Source organism: Pradoshia sp. Z6_59 (assembly GCF_058267515.1).
Window position 1 is genome coordinate 185127 of sequence record NZ_JBZCPP010000005.1, and the last position, 16697, is coordinate 201823.

Below are 16697 nucleotides of genomic sequence, written 5' to 3' on the forward strand. Positions count from 1 at the left end.
GAGCTTCTAGCCGTTGAAGCTAGATTAAATAAAAAGCTGAAGGGCCTGTATTAATGAACGAAGACTAAGAACGCCACGTCCTGTGGCAACGTCTTCATGACCTACATCCTGTAGGCCCGCGACAAGCATAAGACGAATACTCGAAAGGAGGCGTTCTTCCCTTCTGTAGAGTATTTGCTTATGACTCGAGCGGTTAGGCCCAGAAGCTAGATAAAAAAGGACACAGTTTAGAAAAGAAAACTGTGTCCTTTTTTATAATTGTTCAACTCCCTGCCTACATAATTTCCGAAAAGGTTTATCAACAAAATTCAGATAATTATAGTTTAAGATAGAAAAAAACTGTCCACACTGTTTGTAAGTGAAGGGACGGTGCTAACGATGATGGCAAAAAAATACTTGCCTTTAATATATATTGTATTACTTTGCGCAGCCACAATGACTGGAATGATTACACCGAAAAACAGTACTTCTGCAACAGAAACAGAGGTTCAAGTCATCCCGAATGAAGCGATTCGCTTACGGATCTTAGCAAACAGTAATAAAGAAGCTGACCAGGAATTGAAACGATCCATCAGGGATGAGGTCAATAAAGAAATTAACAAATGGGTAGCAGAATTAACTTCGATTGAGGAAGCCAGAAAAGTGATTGGTTCCCGTTTGTCTGATATAGAAGCTATAGCTGAAGATGTTATGGTTAGAGAAGGTAATATACAAAAGATACAGGTTGATTTTGGTGAAACTGTTTTTCCAACTAAGCTATATGGACAATATTTATATCCGGCAGGCAAGTATGAAGCTATTAAAATCACATTGGGTGAGGGTCAAGGTGAGAACTGGTGGTGCGTCCTTTTCCCGCCGCTATGCTTTCTGGATTTCAACAGCGGAACGGCAGTAGCAAATGATTCAGTATCTGAAGAGTCAGCTGAAGACGTTGAGCCAGTTAATAATAGTACAAACGAGGAAACTGCAGAACAAACACAAACGGATGAACAAAAGATACAACCGATTAAGACGGCCAGCCAAACGGATAAATCGATTGAAAAGGCAGAAAATCAGGAAACACAAAAGGATTACGAGAATCAGTCTGAAGAAGCTGGAGAAGATATTACTCCTCCTGTATATGAAGAGCAGGATGAAGAGCCGGTTAAGGTGAAATTCTTTTTAAAAGAGATCGTGAAGGATTTATTTTGAGACTGGAGAGTATTCCAGTGAAAACCAAGTTAAAAGTATAAATAGGAAGTGTTGCGGAGTGCGGAATAGAGTCGAAGTGGTTGAGAATAGAGCGGGGAAACAGCCGAAGTTGATCCAAATTAAGTTGAACTGGACTAGAATGCAGCCGAATTTGCCAAAATTGTAGCCAACCGGATAATCAATGTCTGATCCGGTTCTATTTTCCCTATTAATTCATATCCATATAGTAGTTGTGATTTGATAGTGAAGGGAGAATAGAAGGTGTATTATATATCTATATCAAAAAGTACCGATGTTGAAGCAATCAAGCGGTTTGCAGCACCTCAAGGAGTAGAGTTGCATTATAATGACATTAGTTCCGGAAAATTTATTTTATTAAAAGAAGAAGGCTCTATTAAAGGAATGATCGGTCTGGAGCCATGTGGAGAGTATGGGGTGCTTAGGTCTTTTCTGTTTAAAGAGGAGGCTCAGGCGCAAGTGCCTGCCCTGTTTGAAACGATATTGGCTTTGGCAAAGGAAAAAGGGTTGAAGAAGATCTTTCTGATATCGAATAAACTGCAAGCGTTAGGATTTTTCGAGGCTCTTCAATTTGAAAGAGTGAATAACCAGGAGATTCCTAAAGACTTAAGAAATTCCCCAGTTGTGGAAAAGGTGTGGACAATAGACGAAACATATATCATGGAAAGAGCCCTATAATGATGGAATTATCCACGATTTTATTGGCTTTATTCACAGACTGTGGATAAAGCTTGTTTTATTGTATGAATTCTTTTATACTTGCAAGGTGATTTTGTGAAAAATGTCGAAGAATCCTTATTTAATAAGTAATTTATAAAGAATGTTGTAGATTGGTGGCAGGTGATAATAGTGGAAACAAAAATGTGGACAGTGGATAAAGTTGTGGATAAAAAAGAAGGTTATCCACAATTGGTTGATGCAGCGCAAAAACTAAAGGCCGGAGAGCTGATTGCATTTCCGACTGAAACGGTATATGGACTTGGAGCAAATGCCTTGCTTGGAGGGTCTGTAGCGGCTATTTATGAGGCAAAGGGAAGACCAAGTGATAATCCTTTAATCGTACATATTGGAGAAAAGGATCAGGTTCATGGTTTGGTGGGTGATATTCCTGCAGTCGCAGATAAACTAATGGATCAATTTTGGCCTGGTCCGTTGACGTTAATTTTTCAAAAGAAAGAGGGAGTATTCCCAGATGTGGTAACAGCGGGTCTTTCCTCAGTAGCGATTCGAATGCCGGATCATCCGGTGGCTTTGGATTTACTGAAAAAGGCGGGCTGTCCAACGGCAGCACCAAGTGCAAATCTGTCTGGTAAACCAAGTCCAACAACAGCTGAGCATGTTCGCGAGGATTTAGATGGTAAAATTGCTGGAATCGTGGATGGAGGTTCAACTGGGGTTGGATTGGAATCGACTGTACTTGATGTGACTGGCAGCATTCCGCAAATTCTCAGACCTGGTGGCATTACGCGTGAACAGCTGGAGGCAGTAATCGGTGAAGTGTCTGTGGACCCTGGCTTGGTGAAGGATAGTGATGCCCCGAAAGCCCCTGGTATGAAATATACGCATTACGCACCAAAAGCTCCATTGACCTTGGTTGAGGGCACTCCTCAGTTTATCCAAACGTTAATAAATGAAGAGCGGGACTTAGGTAAGAGAGTGGGCGTATACACGGTTGATGAGCATGTCCATTTGTATGAGGCTGATGTGATTATTACTGGTGGAAGCCGTGAAGAGCTGGACTCTGTAGCTGAAAAAATGTATGGAGTGCTGCGCCAATTTGATAAAGAGCAGCCAGATCTTATTTTCGGAGAAGTGTATCCGGAAGAAGGGATTGGGATTGCAATCATGAATCGCTTGAAGAAAGCAGCAGGAGGAAGAGTCATCAAGCAAGACAAGTTCTAATTGATCCGGGACAGGCATATGTTTATGTAGGCTGGTCCCGGGAGGTTACTTGGATGGAACAAACGATGGTTGAATTTTTTGGCCTGCTTTTTATGGCTTTGGCACTCGGAATGGATGCTTTCTCAATTGGATTGGGGATGGGATCGTACAGGCTAAGGCTTAAGCAAGTACTCGTTATTGGGTTGACGGTTGGTGTTTTTCATATGTTAATGCCGCTCCTAGGTATCTTTTCAGGAAAGTTATTATCCGCTCAGTTTGGATTGTTTGCCTCTTACGCCGGTGCTGGTTTATTACTATTTCTTGGTTTGCAAATGCTCCTCTCCGGAATACAGGGAAAAAGTGAAACAGTAGTGGCTCCGGTTGGAACAGGTTTGATTCTATTTGCGATAAGTGTCAGTTTGGATAGTTTCTCTGTTGGACTGAGCCTCGGAATGCTAGGATCGCGAGCTTGGATGACCATTTTTTGCTTTGGCTTTGCTGCCTTTTTTCTGACGGTGTCAGGGTTGCTGTTAGGGAGGAGAGTACATACATATCTCGGCAAATATAGTCTTGTTTTTGGAGGAAGCATCATGTTTGCAGTTGGGTTAAAGATCATCCTGCACCTACATGGATAAAGATGTGTATCAGATTGATCTGGTACATTTTTTTATTGTCCGTAAATATTCTATAATGGGGACAGGAGGGAAAATACGTTGAAGAACATTTTATTCGTTTGTACAGGAAATACATGTCGAAGTCCTATGGCTGAAGCTATTTTGCGAAATTACAATCTGTCTGATATAGAAGTGAAATCAGCAGGGGTTTATGCCTATGGGGGACAAACGGCATCTGAGTATACCGTTACAGTACTTGATAAACACAAAATTGCGCAGGACCATGCCTCATCTCCATTAAAGAGAGAAGACATTGAGTGGGCAACCTATGTATTAACGATGACAGAAAGCCATAAGCAGTTAATTGCCACGCATTACCCTCAGGCGATTGAAAAGACGTTTACATTAAAGGAATTCGTAAGTGACGACCCTGGGAACAGAGATATTTCAGATCCATTCGGGGGTAATGAACAAGTATATGAGCAAACTTTCCATGAATTATCTAAATGGATTAAAAAGCTTGTGGAAAAATTAAAAGACTAGATTTAGGATAGAAACTGTGCAGTTCAAATTGAAGGGAGTCATTTTATCATGAAAGTTATCATTGCATCAGATCACGGTGGAATAAATATAAGAAAAGAAATTATGAACCTTATGGAAGAGCTTGAGATTCAATATGAGGATCTGGGTTGTGATTGTGAAACATCTGTAGATTATCCTGATTATGCACTTCCTGTAGCTGAAAGAGTGGCAAAAGGAGAATTTGACAGAGGGATTTTGATCTGCGGTACTGGAATTGGAATGAGTATTGCGGCGAATAAAGTAAAAGGAATTCGTGCAGCATTGGTACATGATATGTTTAGTGCCCAAGCTACAAGAGCTCACAATAACAGTAACGTACTAACAATGGGAGAGCGTGTAATTGGTCCTGGTTTAGCCAGAGAAATTGCTCGTGTTTGGCTGACAACGGAATTTGAAGGCGGTCGCCATGAAACACGGATTGGAAAAATAGCTGAAGCAGAAAAATAAATCTTAGAAGGGCAGTAGAAGAATGAGTGAGATTAATTTAAAAGAAATAAAAACTCAGGTGACTGCCATTCTCGAAGATTTGGAAGCTCATTTTCCGCTGAATGGCCGTTTGTTGGTAATTGGCTGCAGTACAAGTGAAGTAATCGGAAAGCGAATTGGTACAAGCGGAACGATGGAAGTGGCACAAGCAATCTTTGAGGCCATATATGATTTTTCTAAGCAAAAGGGAGTCTACTTGGCTTTTCAGGGCTGTGAACATATTAATAGGGCTCTGATTATTGAACGAAAGACAGCTATTCAATATAATCTGGACGAAGTATCAGTTGTGCCCGCCAGGAATGCGGGTGGAGCATTGGCCACTTGTGCATTTGCTAATTTCGAGGATGCGGCTGTGGTTGAACATATTCGTGCAGATGCAGGTATTGATATTGGTGATACCATGATTGGAATGCATCTGAAGCATGTTGCAGTCCCGTTGCGTTCAACAGTTAAAGAGATTGGGAAGGCGCATGTGACATTTGCTATGACCCGGCCGAAACTGATAGGTGGGCCGAGGGCTCAATATGATAGAGAGACTATAAGAGAAATGTAAGAATTATACGTCAATGGAATAAATGACTATTGTCCTTTTTCGTGCTAGAATTGAAGGGATTAAATTGGAGATTTGTCCGTTTTGACGAAAAGGGAGGAAGCTATAAGATGAGGCATTTGCAAAAGCAAGACTCGCAGGTATTTGATGCAATTCAACAAGAATTGGGCAGACAACGCGGTAAGATTGAGCTGATTGCTTCAGAAAACTTTGTCAGCGAAGCAGTAATGGAAGCTCAAGGATCCGTGCTGACTAATAAGTATGCGGAAGGATATCCAGGCAGACGCTATTACGGCGGCTGTGAATATGTGGACGTAGTTGAGGATTTGGCTAGGGAACGTGCCAAAAAGATATTTGGAGCGGAGCATGCAAACGTACAGCCACATTCAGGCGCTCAAGCAAATATGGCTGTTTACTTTACGATTTTGAATCCAGGAGATACGGTACTTGGAATGAACCTATCCCACGGAGGCCACTTAACTCACGGAAGCCCTGTAAACTTCAGCGGAATCCAATACAATTTTGTTGAATACGGTGTTGATGAAAAAACCCATCTTATAAATTACGAGGATGTTAGAGAGAAAGCAATTCAATGTAAGCCTAAATTGATTGTTGCCGGTGCCAGTGCGTATCCTCGTTCAATTGATTTCAAGAAATTCCGTGAAATTGCAGATGAAGTAGGCGCCTATTTAATGGTGGACATGGCTCATATTGCAGGGCTTGTTGCAGCCGGTTTGCACCCAAGTCCAGTTCCTTATGCGGAATTCGTCACGACGACAACTCACAAGACATTGCGCGGACCACGCGGAGGAATGATCCTTTGCAAAGAAGAGTTTGCTAAGAAAATAGACAAGTCCATTTTCCCTGGTATTCAGGGAGGACCTCTCATGCATGTAATTGCTGCAAAAGCGGTGGCATTTGGTGAGGCACTTCAGGATTCCTTTACAGATTATGCAAAGGAAATTATAGAGAATGCAAAACGCCTTGGTGAAAGTCTGCAGAAGGAAGGACTTACGCTTGTATCAGGCGGAACAGACAATCACTTATTATTGATTGATGTTCGCTCCATCAACCTAACTGGTAAAGTAGCAGAAAAGGTATTAGATGATATCGGTATAACGGTGAATAAAAATACCATTCCATTTGATCCGGAAAGTCCATTTGTAACAAGCGGTGTGCGTATTGGAACAGCGGCTGTTACAAGCCGTGGATTCAAATTGGAGGATATGGATGAAATCGCAGCAATCATTAGTCTTGCCCTCAAGAACCATGAGGACGAAGAGAAACTAAAAGAAGCTGCAGAGCGAGTGACTAAGCTATCTGGAAAATACGAATTATATCCTGAGTATTAAGGTGAATAGAAGGGGTGTTGGTGAGTCAGTTAGGACTTATCGACACCTCTTTTTATGATGTTTGGCAGTATAGCGTGTCGTTGATATGGTTAGGGAAAAATGATGCTGAATGGGAATCAATGAGCTTAGAAATTAGGAATGGCTGGAATAAGAGGGATTTGGCTGGTAAAATCCGTGGATCAGCTGAATTAATATTAAAATCGGCTGGAATAATAGCTGCATTGGCTCGATTAATTCCCATTCCTGCTCAATTCACGTAAATTTCACATCCATTTACGCTTCTTTAACGATTTTAACACTTTAAAAAGTGGATAATAGAGAAGAAGGTATAGAATCAAGTTTTAATAAAAAACTAATGAAGACTAAAAAGCTGAGGCGACTGCCCAGCTCCGACAAGCATAAGAGGAGGCACGTAGGGAGGCGCTCTTTCCTCCCGTAGTGGCTACACTTATGACCTCGAGGAGCTAGGAGCCGAAGCTAGATTGAATAAAAAGCTGAAACTGCTTTAAGGAACGAAGACTAAAATCGCCACGTCCTGGACAACGTAACGTCTTCATGACCTACATCCTGTAGGCCCGCGAGGAGCATAAGACAGGATCTCGGAAGGAGGTGTACTTTCCTCCTGCAGAGGTCATGCTTATGTCCTGAGGTTCTAGCTGATGAAACTGGAATAAATAACCCTCAGGTACGGTAGATTTTGGCATGCCGAAACTTAATTGAACTAATGGAGAATTTTCTGTACAATAAAACGAGTGCAAAAATAGGAACATAAAAGTGAGGAGAGATCCATATGGGAAAAGTTTATGTGTTTGACCATCCGTTAATACAGCATAAGTTAACATTTATCCGTGATAAAAATACGGGTACAAAAGAGTTCAGAGAATTGGTAGATGAAGTATCTACTTTAATGGCTTTTGAAATCACCCGAGATCTCCCGTTAGAAGAAGTGGAAATTGAAACGCCAGTCAGCAAATCAACATCTAAAACCATTGCGGGTAAAAAAGTAGCCATTATCCCTATTTTACGTGCTGGTCTTGGTATGGTTGACGGCATGATTAAAATTATTCCAGCAGCAAAAGTTGGACATGTAGGTTTATACAGAGATCCGGAAACATTGAAACCAGTTGAGTATTATGTAAAACTTCCTGCTGACGTAGAGGAAAGAGAATTTATCGTAGTTGATCCAATGCTTGCGACAGGTGGATCTGCTGTCGATGCCATCAGCGCAATCAAAAAGCGTGGGGCAAAAAATATTAAATTCGTTTGTCTAGTTGCTGCACCTGAAGGCGTTAAGGCAGTAGAAGAAGCGCATCCGGATGTCGATATTTTCATCGCTGCACTTGATGAAAAATTAAATGATCACGGATATATCGTTCCAGGTCTAGGTGACGCAGGCGACAGATTGTTCGGAACAAAATAAAGATAATTTATAGAGGTGTTCATCAGCCGTTTCTGACTGATGAACACCTCTTTTTTTGCGGAAAATTAACTCGGATTTAAACTCTAGGCGATACCTCATCTACACCACTTTAAGATTCCAGCTTCAATTCATGGAATCTGCTATTTAGGTATAAAAATATGCCATGATAACAGAACTGATTTCAAGTCTAAGGTTTTAACATTTCATCGCGTTCTTTCTTTAATTCCTCAATTCTCTTTATTTCTTCCTGATATTGTTCCTCGACTTCTGATGTGGCCGGAATGAAGGATTCATTATTATAATCAACCCTTTTTCCGTAACGGATCATTTCATAAATGATCATACCATTATTAGGCTTTCCGTTAATTGTATGCATTGGTATAACGTCAAACAGAACATAATAAATCGCATAGAAAGCAAAGCGATCCCAAAATGTCTTAAACTCCTCAATAAAATGGTTGGCAATTAAAAAGTTAATGAGGAGGGCGATGGATAGGTTCATTAAAATCGGACCCAGATAGATGCAGATGTAAGCAAACTTACTCTTACGCTTTAATTCATCATACGAAAACCAGCTATATAAGTGGTAGTATTTGCGAATATCGATCATTCCAATTTTTTTGATACGGGGGCCGGAACCAATCGTAAGTCTTGGATTGATTACGCCAAATAACCAGCTGACTAACAGGTAGCCTGTCTCCCGAAGAAAAACAACGACAGGCAAGATGATAAAGGCAGAAATCACTAATGACATAAGATCGGCCAGACCAAACATAACTCTACACATCCTAACTAAAATTACTCATATACCTGACACTCATACCCAGACCTATTTAACAGACAAACAGGAAGAATCTGGATATTCATTTTTTTACTCCAGAAAATCAAGCCATTAACCGAAACTGGAGGTCGCAGAAAATCTACTATTTATTTTCATATGCATAAGAGACTGCTGTTAATCCATTCTAAACACAAGGATGTGATAATCATTGAAGCAAATTTTAATTGGAGCTTTCATACTTATTCAATTAATAGGATATGCTCCACATAGTTCTGCTGAGGATACAGAGGTGGTGATGATTGAAACAAGAAAAGATAAATCAGCTCATCAAGTTGCGGGGGAGCTGATAGAAAAGTATCCAGCAATCAAACCGCGCTATTATTTCAATTTAGTGTGCAACGGCTTTTCGGCGGCCGTACCTTCTATATTAATACCAAGATTAAAAAAGGAAGAATCGGTTTCAGATATTTTCCTATCGGGTCCAATAAAAACTACTATTAAAAAGAATTCCCTTCCAAAGGGTCAGCCTCATCATCAATTTAACCAGCCAATTCAGGCTACGGGCAAAGGTGTAAAGGTCGGAGTGATAGATACGGGAATCGATTATAGGCATCCCGATCTTAAAGCAAACTATAAAGGCGGCTATGATTTAGTGGATCAAGATAAGGACCCAATGGAAACCATGGGGAACTCCAAAAAAGCAACCATTCATGGGACGCATGTGACTGGAATAATTGCGGCTAATGGAAAAATGAAAGGGATAGCTCCTGAAGCAAGCATTTATGCATACAGAGCACTGGGGCCGGGAGGATACGGAACAACTGATCAAGTCATTGCGTCAATCGAAAGAGCGGTAAAGGACAAGATGGATATTATCAATCTGTCCTTAGGAGATACGATGAATGGTCCGGATCTTCCTACAAGTAAAGCGCTCGATAAGGTAGTTAAAAAGGGAATCGTGGCCGTTGTAGCAAATGGAAATGATGGGCCGGGTATTTGGACGGTAGGTTCGCCCGGGACATCAGGGGGAGCGATTAGTGTAGGGGCGAGTTCAGATGCAGGTAAATCGAAGAGGTTGAATTTTACGAAACCATGGGCGGACATTGATTTCCAATTAACAGTAGGCTCCCCCGAATGGGATTTTTCACATTCTATGATCATGACTTATGCAGGCCTTGGTAAAAAGGAGAATTACGAAAACATCAGCGCAAAAAATAAAATTGTGTTAGTGGAGCGGGGAGTAATATCATTTAAAGATAAAGTAAAAAATGCAGTGAATGCCGAAGCTCTGGGTGTAATCATTTTTAATAACGAACCTGGTGAATTAAGTGCTTCTCTCGAAATGAATTCAAAAATTCCCGTAATCACCGTTTCGCAAAAAGATGGGCGAAAAATGAAACGGGCTCTGGAAAATGGACAACTTTCATGTAGGACAATTGATATAGAAGAAAAAGAAAAATTAGCCTCCTTTAGTTCAAGAGGTCCGGTTATTCATAGCATAGCGATCAAGCCGGATGTTGTTGCACCGGGGGTGAGAATTGAAAGTACGATACCAGGCGGAACGTATCTTTCTTTACAAGGAACGAGTATGGCTGCTCCTTATGTGGCGGGTGTGTGTGCATTGATTAAAGAGGTTCATCCTGATTGGAGCCCAGAAAAAATCAAATCGGCTTTAATGACCAGTGCTATATCATTGAAAAATGATAAGGATGAAACGTATCATACTTTTGAACAGGGAGCTGGCCGGGTAAACGTGAAGGATGCACTGCAAGAGGATACATTTTTAGCTCCTTCATCTGTAACTTTTGGCATGGCAAGCAATGGACGAATGTATAATGCGAATATAGTAGTGGAAAATAGAAGTAGTAGAAAAAAGCGATATTATTTTTCTATTCCACGTAAGGAAAGATTTATGACGTGGAAACTGCCGTTAGCTTTTGTACTTGAAGGAGGCCAAAAGAAGAAACTGGAAGTTCAGCTGGAATTGGATAATTGGAAAGAGAAAAGTGAACTGGAAGATGGATATCTATACCTCAATGAAGCTGGAAGAAACAAGGTGCGCAGGATCCCTTACATTTTTGCAATGACGAAACCGGATTACCCAATTGCCGAAGGGGTAGAGGTTGTTCAAGAGAAAGGAGATCGCAAGATGGAAATAAGTGTTTATTTACCGTTTGGGGCTGATTCTGTAAGATTTACCTTGTATAATGCAGATTCACTTCTTTACATAAAAGATCTAGTAGAAGTGAAAGGTGTTAAAAGAGGGGTACTTAAACAAAAAGTCGACTTACCGGAAAATATCCTCTCAAATTATTACGAAATTGTGACAGAAGTTGAAAAAGGCCATCAAAAAGTAGTGCTTAAGAATACAAATTACTTGAAATTTCAGTTAGAATGAAATTTATACACTTATTTTTAACATAATTGATAATTTATTCTAGTATAGGTAACGGATTTCTCACCTATCTGAATTGACAATCATTTTTGCCTATTGTATTCTTACATAGGGTATAAATGGTAGGGTTTTCAAATTGACAGACAATTTTCCATTTATATTGTCAATTGTGTTGATTATATACCTCTAATATACATATCTGAGTTGGTACGATACAAAATAATAATCGCAGTGTTTTTCGTGCAACGATTTACTGTCTGCTGGTTTATTAAAATTGATTGGCCCAATACTTATCGGATCTTTGTTGGTAGGTGTCTATAATCGCTTACAGTTGGAACCCCATATTGTCTCCTGATCGGATTGGTGAAAGGTGTATATGCTATCCGTTCAAATAACTACTAATGGAGAAACCTATTCAAATGCTAGAAGTCCACATTGTTTTCAGACGCTATCTGAGGTACACGTTCACCTTATTATCCATTTATGTTATCCTATGGGGAGTAACCCCTTATAAAACAGAAGCCTTGGGAATGACACTTGGCAGTATAATCGGTATTTATAATATTTGGCTTTTATCAAGAAAAACTGCTCAATTAGGTGAGAAAGTGCTTGAGGGAAGCAGCATGAAATCACTTGGGACAATCTCAAGAATGGCAGCTGCAGTTTTAGCTGTCGCCATTGCTATGCGATATCCTGATCAATTTAATGTTTTTTTTGTCGTATTGGGATTAATGACGGGTTACCTTGTCATTATGATAGATTTAACAATCCATAACATAAGGCGGGGGGAAAAGAGGTGAATTTAGATTGAATCATGGAGCACCTACAGTCGAATTAATGGGCCTTACTTTTAATCTTGGTAACGTTCTGATGATTACGGTCGCAAGTGTGATTGTATTTTTAATCGCCGTACTGTCGACAAGAAAATTGGCAGTTAAGCCAACTGGTATGCAGAACTTTATGGAGTGGGTCATTGACTTCGTCAGAAACATAATTAACAGCAATATGGACTGGAACACTGGCGGGCGCTTTTTAGTTCTTGGAACGACGCTTATCATGTACATATTTGTCTCAAATATGCTTGGTCTTCCATTCTCAGTTACATATAATGGAGATCTATGGTGGAAGTCGCCAACAGCCGATCCAGTAGTCGCTTTAACCCTTGCAGTAATGATCGTAGTTCTTACAAACTTCTATGGTATCAAAATGCGAGGTTTTAAAGGGTACAGCAAAAACTTTGTATCACCGATGCCGTTCTTATTTCCGCTTAAGATTATTGAGGAGTTCGCAAATACCCTCACACTGGGCTTGCGTCTATTCGGTAATATTTATGCGGGTGAAATCTTACTCAGCCTACTGGCGGGATCTCTTGCAACAGATTTCTGGAGCAGTGCCCTTGCTATTGGTCCAACCATTGTATGGCAAGGTTTCAGTATATTTATCGGAGCAATCCAGGCATTTATCTTTACGATGTTAACAATGGTTTACATGGCCCATAAAGTCAGCGAAGACCATTAATAATATAAAAAATTTAACAATAGTTATACAAATTAAAGGAGGAACTTCATAATGGATTTGGGAGTTATAGCAGCAGCAATCGCAATCGGTTTAGCAGCTCTTGGAGCAGGTATTGGTAATGGTTTGATCGTATCTCGTACAGTAGAGGGAATTGCACGTCAACCAGAAGCACGTGGTATGCTTCAAACTACAATGTTCATCGGGGTAGCTTTAGTTGAGGCGATTCCTATCATCGCGGTTGTTATCGCGTTCATGGTAATGTAATTGACAATACTGATGGCGGAGAATCGAGTGATTATCTTCGCCATTCCTTTATGTTTACTAAAATCTGACCGTGAGTTCACGGTTTAAACGTATATGCACTAAAAAGGTAAGCCGTAAAGACTTCTGAAGGGAGTGAAATAGGGGTGTTATTTAATAATTTGGTACTTGGAGCTGCAGCACATAGCGGACTTAATACAGGAGATATCATCTTCCAATTAGTCGCTTTCATCATCTTGATGCTTTTACTGAAAAAATTCGCATTCGGTCCTCTTATGGGCATTATGAAAGAACGTGAACAACACGTTGCGAGTGAAATTGAAGTAGCCGAAAAGAATCGTGCAGAAGCAGCCGCTTTGTTAGAAGAACAACGTACTATGCTGAAAGAAGCGCGCCAGGAATCTTTATCTCTTATTGAAGAGGCTAAGAAACATGGTGAAAAACAACGTGAAGAAATCATCGTTGTTGCCCGTCAAGAAGCTGAACGTGTGAAAGAATCAGCGAAACGTGAAATTGAACAGCAAAAAGAACAAGCTATGGTTCAACTTCGTGAGCAAGTTGCATCCTTGTCTGTTCTAATTGCGTCTAAAGTGATTGAAAAAGAACTTAGTGAAGCTGATCAACAAAAATTGATTAACGATTACATTCAAGAGGCAGGAGAAGAGCGATGAGTAATACAGTTGTAGCAAAACGCTATGCAGATGCTCTTTTCCAAATTGCCAAGGAAGATAATCAAATAGACCGTTTGGAAGGCGAAATGCGGACTTTGAAGGAAGTATTTCTATCAAACAAGGAGCTTACTTTATTCCTTGAGCATCCAAAGGTATCTATGGAGAGCAAAAAAGACGCCATAAGAACGGCTTTTGCTACTATGTCTCCATCTATTCAAAACCTGTTAATGATTCTTGTAGACCGTCATCGCGAAGATATTGTGGCGACTTTGGCAGATGAGTTTATCCTATTAGTAAACGAATACACAGGTGTAGTCGATGCTAAAGTTTACTCTGTCCGTCCTTTAACGAAGCAGGAACAAGAAGGCATTTCAAAGGTTTTTGCCCAAAAAATTGGAAAACAGGCACTGCGCATTGAAAATATCGTAGACAGCAGTCTTCTGGGTGGAATCAAGCTGCGAATCGGTAACCGTATTTTTGATGGTACGGTCTCTGGTAAGCTCGAACGCTTGGAACGTCGTTTGCTGGGTTAATATTAGAAGTTAGGGGTGAAATTCATGAGCATCAGAGCTGAAGAAATCAGCGCGCTGATTAAGAAACAAATTGAAGGCTATCAATCTGATATAGAAATGAGTGAAGTCGGCACCGTAATCGTTGTTGGTGACGGTATCGCGCGTGTTCATGGATTGGACAACGTCATGTCCGGAGAGCTGCTTGAGTTCTCAAACGGTGTAGTTGGTATGGCGCAAAACTTGGAAGAAAATAACGTTGGTGTTATTATCCTCGGTCCTTTCCGCGACATTAAAGAAGGAGACGAAGTACGCCGTACAGGCCGCATCATGGAAGTACCAGTAGGTGAGGCTATTATCGGACGTGTCGTTAACCCTCTTGGACAACCACTTGATGGTATGGGTCCAATCGCTACAACTGGAACATTACCAATCGAAAACAATGCACCGGGTGTAATGGATCGTAAGTCTGTACACGAGCCTTTACAAACTGGTCTTAAAGCGATCGATGCCCTTGTTCCTATCGGACGCGGACAACGTGAATTAATCATCGGTGACCGTCAAACAGGTAAAACATCTGTTGCGATTGACACCATTTTGAACCAAAAAGATGAAAACATGATTTGTATCTATGTGGCAATCGGACAAAAAGAATCAACAGTTCGTGGAACAGTTGAAACTTTCCGTAAGCATGGTGCATTGGATTACACAATCGTTGTTTCAGCATCTGCATCTCAACCAGCTCCATTGCTATACTTGGCTCCATACAGTGGGGTAACAATGGGTGAATATTTCATGCGCCAAGGCAAGCATGTCCTTGTTGTATATGATGATTTATCTAAGCAAGCAGCAGCATATCGTGAGCTTTCCTTGTTGCTTCGTCGTCCTCCAGGCCGTGAAGCATTCCCAGGGGATGTATTCTACTTGCACTCCCGTCTATTGGAGCGTGCTGCTAAATTGAACGACACACTTGGTGCCGGTTCAATCACAGCATTACCGTTCGTTGAAACACAAGCTGGAGATATCTCCGCTTATATCCCAACAAACGTAATTTCCATCACTGATGGACAAATCTTCTTGCAATCTGATTTATTCTTCTCCGGCGTACGTCCTGCGATTAATGCGGGTCTATCCGTATCCCGTGTAGGTGGATCAGCGCAAATCAAAGCAATGAAAAAAGTTGCCGGTACTCTACGTTTGGACTTGGCATCATTCCGTGAGCTTGAAGCATTCTCCCAATTCGGATCTGACTTGGATAAAGCAACTCAAGCGAAGTTGAATCGTGGTCAACGTACAGTTGAAGTATTAAAACAAGATCTTCACAAGCCATTGCGTGTAGAACAACAAGTATTAATTCTATACTGCTTGACTCGTGGATTCTTAGATGATATTCCATTGGCTGATATCAGACGTTTTGAAGCTGAAATCATTGAATGGACTGCACGTAACCACAATGAATTATTTGAACATATCCGCACAACTGGCGATCTGCCAAAAGAAGATGATTTGAAAGCAGCAATCGCTGAATTTAAAAAACAATTTGTTGTATCGGAATAACAGGATAGGCATTTAATAAAGGATGGTGAGAAGAAATGGCATCATTACGTGATATAGATGCGCGTATAAAATCAACGAAAAAGACGAGCCAAATCACAAAAGCCATGCAAATGGTTTCCGCCTCCAAATTGAATCGTGCCGAAGCAAACGCGAAAGCTTTTGTACCGTACATGGAGAAAATCCAAGAGGTCGTAGCGAGCATTGCGAATGGAAGCACGGATGCATCTCATCCGATGCTGGTCACTCGTCCTGTGAAAAGAACCGGATATCTGGTTATCACTTCCGATCGCGGATTAGCTGGACCATATAATAGTAGTGTCTTAAGAAAAGTTTATCAGACAATCAATGAACGCCATAAATCCCCGGATGAATACGGTATTATCGTTCTTGGGCGCGTGGGAAGTGAATTCTTCCGTATCCGTGGAATGAACGTTATCCAGGAAATGGTCGGATTGTCTGATCAGCCAAGCTTCGATGACATTAAAGAAATAACCGCCAGTACGGTAAAGTTATTCGCAGACGAAACTGTTGACGAAATCTATATGTACTACAACCACTTTATTAGTGCTATTTCCCAAGAAGTAACGGAAACTAAACTTTTACCTCTTGGAAGTGTAGAAAGCGATGCAGTAGCTACACTTTACGAATTCGAACCAAACCAGGAAGAGATTCTTGAAGTGTTACTTCCACAATACGCTGAGAGTTTAATATATGGCGCATTGTTGGATGGTAAGGCAAGCGAACACGCATCACGGATGACAGCGATGAAGAGTGCAACAGATAATGCTTCTGAGCTTATCGGCTCTCTAACATTGACTTACAACCGTGCACGCCAGGCTGCAATTACACAAGAAATTACCGAGATTGTCGGCGGAGCCGCTGCACTCGAATAGATAAAATGGAAATATAGA

Annotated in this window: 19 protein-coding genes; 18 read left to right on the forward strand and 1 reads right to left on the reverse strand. The window is 40.9% G+C overall.

The window, feature by feature from the left end; all coding sequences use genetic code 11:
* The first annotated feature begins 381 nt into the window (after positions 1–381).
* From spoIIR to upp, 10 genes are all read left to right on the forward strand, one after another.
* Positions 382–1191: a stage II sporulation protein R gene (gene spoIIR, locus AC4D4B_RS07580; protein ID WP_490999569.1), complete on the forward strand. Its 810-nt coding sequence runs from the start codon at positions 382–384 to the stop codon at positions 1189–1191.
* A 261-nt stretch (positions 1192–1452) separates the two neighbouring features.
* Positions 1453–1887, forward strand: coding sequence for a GNAT family N-acetyltransferase (locus tag AC4D4B_RS07585; RefSeq protein WP_490999570.1), 435 nt, complete (start codon positions 1453–1455; stop codon positions 1885–1887).
* 171 nt (positions 1888–2058) lie between these two features.
* Positions 2059–3111, forward strand: coding sequence for an L-threonylcarbamoyladenylate synthase (locus AC4D4B_RS07590; protein ID WP_490999571.1), 1053 nt, complete (start codon positions 2059–2061; stop codon positions 3109–3111).
* Between the two features lie 53 nt (positions 3112–3164).
* Positions 3165–3725: a manganese efflux pump MntP gene (locus AC4D4B_RS07595; RefSeq protein WP_490995052.1), complete on the forward strand. Its 561-nt coding sequence runs from the start codon at positions 3165–3167 to the stop codon at positions 3723–3725.
* Positions 3726–3803: 78 nt separating this feature from the next.
* Complete coding sequence (locus tag AC4D4B_RS07600; protein WP_490999572.1) at positions 3804–4247, forward strand: low molecular weight protein arginine phosphatase; 444 nt, start codon at positions 3804–3806, stop codon at positions 4245–4247.
* A 48-nt stretch (positions 4248–4295) separates the two neighbouring features.
* The gene (gene rpiB, locus AC4D4B_RS07605; protein WP_490995050.1) at positions 4296–4733 is read left to right on the forward strand and encodes a ribose 5-phosphate isomerase B; all 438 of its coding nucleotides are present in this window, start codon (positions 4296–4298) and stop codon (positions 4731–4733) included.
* Positions 4734–4755: 22 nt separating this feature from the next.
* A complete protein-coding gene (locus tag AC4D4B_RS07610; protein ID WP_490999573.1) occupies positions 4756–5325 on the forward strand; it encodes a TIGR01440 family protein in 570 nt (189 codons plus the stop codon).
* A gap of 107 nt (positions 5326–5432) precedes the next feature.
* Entirely contained in the window at positions 5433–6674 is a 1242-nt protein-coding gene (gene glyA, locus AC4D4B_RS07615; RefSeq protein ID WP_490999574.1) for a serine hydroxymethyltransferase, read from the forward strand.
* A 20-nt stretch (positions 6675–6694) separates the two neighbouring features.
* Positions 6695–6934 (forward strand): hypothetical protein, encoded by a 240-nt coding sequence (locus tag AC4D4B_RS07620; protein ID WP_490999575.1) that lies wholly within the window; start codon positions 6695–6697, stop codon positions 6932–6934.
* A gap of 530 nt (positions 6935–7464) precedes the next feature.
* Positions 7465–8094 carry a uracil phosphoribosyltransferase gene (gene upp / locus AC4D4B_RS07625; protein WP_490995046.1) on the forward strand — a complete coding sequence of 210 codons (630 nt, stop codon included), beginning with the start codon at positions 7465–7467 and terminating at the stop codon, positions 8092–8094.
* Between the two features lie 187 nt (positions 8095–8281).
* Here the strand turns inward: upp and AC4D4B_RS07630 are convergent, their stop codons facing one another.
* A complete protein-coding gene (locus AC4D4B_RS07630) occupies positions 8282–8881 on the reverse strand; it encodes a hypothetical protein (protein WP_490999576.1) in 600 nt (199 codons plus the stop codon).
* Positions 8882–9083: 202 nt separating this feature from the next.
* On the opposite strand from AC4D4B_RS07630, the gene AC4D4B_RS07635 reads away from it, so the two are divergent.
* The 8 genes from AC4D4B_RS07635 (at position 9084) to atpG (ending at position 16679) form a co-directional block, all read left to right on the forward strand.
* Complete coding sequence (locus AC4D4B_RS07635; RefSeq protein WP_490999577.1) at positions 9084–11273, forward strand: S8 family serine peptidase; 2190 nt, start codon at positions 9084–9086, stop codon at positions 11271–11273.
* 398 nt (positions 11274–11671) lie between these two features.
* Entirely contained in the window at positions 11672–12070 is a 399-nt protein-coding gene (locus tag AC4D4B_RS07640) for an ATP synthase subunit I (protein ID WP_077248192.1), read from the forward strand.
* A 7-nt stretch (positions 12071–12077) separates the two neighbouring features.
* The gene (gene atpB / locus AC4D4B_RS07645) at positions 12078–12788 is read left to right on the forward strand and encodes a F0F1 ATP synthase subunit A (protein WP_490995043.1); all 711 of its coding nucleotides are present in this window, start codon (positions 12078–12080) and stop codon (positions 12786–12788) included.
* 57 nt (positions 12789–12845) lie between these two features.
* On the forward strand, positions 12846–13052 hold the full coding sequence (gene atpE, locus AC4D4B_RS07650; RefSeq protein ID WP_066109752.1) for a F0F1 ATP synthase subunit C: 207 nt from the start codon (positions 12846–12848) through the stop codon (positions 13050–13052).
* Positions 13053–13195: 143 nt separating this feature from the next.
* On the forward strand, positions 13196–13720 hold the full coding sequence (gene atpF / locus AC4D4B_RS07655; protein WP_490995042.1) for a F0F1 ATP synthase subunit B: 525 nt from the start codon (positions 13196–13198) through the stop codon (positions 13718–13720).
* Entirely contained in the window at positions 13717–14253 is a 537-nt protein-coding gene (locus tag AC4D4B_RS07660) for a F0F1 ATP synthase subunit delta (RefSeq protein WP_066109301.1), read from the forward strand. Before atpF ends, AC4D4B_RS07660 begins: the two co-directional genes overlap by 4 nt.
* A gap of 24 nt (positions 14254–14277) precedes the next feature.
* Positions 14278–15786, forward strand: coding sequence for a F0F1 ATP synthase subunit alpha (atpA, locus tag AC4D4B_RS07665; protein WP_490995041.1), 1509 nt, complete (start codon positions 14278–14280; stop codon positions 15784–15786).
* A 35-nt stretch (positions 15787–15821) separates the two neighbouring features.
* Positions 15822–16679, forward strand: a complete 858-nt coding sequence (gene atpG, locus AC4D4B_RS07670; RefSeq protein WP_490995040.1) for an ATP synthase F1 subunit gamma — start codon at positions 15822–15824, stop codon at positions 16677–16679.
* Positions 16680–16697: the final 18 nt, after the last annotated feature.

What these genes read in the sequence shown, in the direction of transcription:
- spoIIR (WP_490999569.1), top strand. Translation starts at nt 382, where the DNA reads ATGGCAAAAAAATACTTGCCTTTAATATATATTGTATTACTTTGCGCA.
- AC4D4B_RS07595 (WP_490995052.1), top strand. Translation starts at nt 3,165, where the DNA reads ATGGAACAAACGATGGTTGAATTTTTTGGCCTGCTTTTTATGGCTTTG.
- rpiB (WP_490995050.1), top strand. Translation starts at nt 4,296, where the DNA reads ATGAAAGTTATCATTGCATCAGATCACGGTGGAATAAATATAAGAAAA.
- AC4D4B_RS07610 (WP_490999573.1), top strand. Translation starts at nt 4,756, where the DNA reads ATGAGTGAGATTAATTTAAAAGAAATAAAAACTCAGGTGACTGCCATT.
- glyA (WP_490999574.1), top strand. Translation starts at nt 5,433, where the DNA reads ATGAGGCATTTGCAAAAGCAAGACTCGCAGGTATTTGATGCAATTCAA.
- upp (WP_490995046.1), top strand. Translation starts at nt 7,465, where the DNA reads ATGGGAAAAGTTTATGTGTTTGACCATCCGTTAATACAGCATAAGTTA.
- AC4D4B_RS07630 (WP_490999576.1), bottom strand. Translation starts at nt 8,881, where the DNA reads ATGTGTAGAGTTATGTTTGGTCTGGCCGATCTTATGTCATTAGTGATT.
- AC4D4B_RS07640 (WP_077248192.1), top strand. Translation starts at nt 11,672, where the DNA reads ATGGAGAAACCTATTCAAATGCTAGAAGTCCACATTGTTTTCAGACGC.
- AC4D4B_RS07660 (WP_066109301.1), top strand. Translation starts at nt 13,717, where the DNA reads ATGAGTAATACAGTTGTAGCAAAACGCTATGCAGATGCTCTTTTCCAA.
- atpA (WP_490995041.1), top strand. Translation starts at nt 14,278, where the DNA reads ATGAGCATCAGAGCTGAAGAAATCAGCGCGCTGATTAAGAAACAAATT.
- atpG (WP_490995040.1), top strand. Translation starts at nt 15,822, where the DNA reads ATGGCATCATTACGTGATATAGATGCGCGTATAAAATCAACGAAAAAG.